The sequence below is a fragment of the Mesorhizobium sp. M2E.F.Ca.ET.219.01.1.1 genome (genome assembly GCF_004016445.2).
GTDB lineage: Bacteria > Pseudomonadota > Alphaproteobacteria > Rhizobiales > Rhizobiaceae > Mesorhizobium.
The window spans coordinates 1-366 of the sequence record NZ_SADT02000105.1; the positions used below are offsets into that span (position 1 = coordinate 1).

General features: G+C 58.2%; 1 protein-coding gene. It reads right to left on the minus strand.

Annotated elements, in window-relative coordinates; translation table 11 throughout:
• On the minus strand, window positions 1-366 hold a 366-nt coding region (locus tag EN862_RS35120; RefSeq protein WP_193771635.1), incomplete at both ends, for a PRC-barrel domain-containing protein.

Here is a 366-nt window from a genome sequence, read left to right on the forward strand (position 1 = left end):
GTCGGCCATGAATTTCAGTTTTTCAAAGCCGACTGCCACCTCTTTGGCACCGATGCCCAGGAAGCCGCCAACGTCGATGATGACGGCATCGATTTTCTTGTCGCCGGTCAGCACCACATCCCCAATCTTCCCGACGTTCGCATCGTCGGCACCGTAGACCGTGGTGCCGATGAGATCCTCTGCGCGGATTTTGTCGATAGGAATTTCGGTGAGTGCCGACTTGTCGACCGCGGTGGAAGAGTTCGCCGGCGCGCCCGAGGGCGCCGTCGAATTGGTCGATGCGGTCGTCATCGAAGGGTCGTATGCCTTCGTATCGAATTCGGGCAATGCCTTCAGCTCTTCCTTGGTCGCGCTGACAACAAGCCA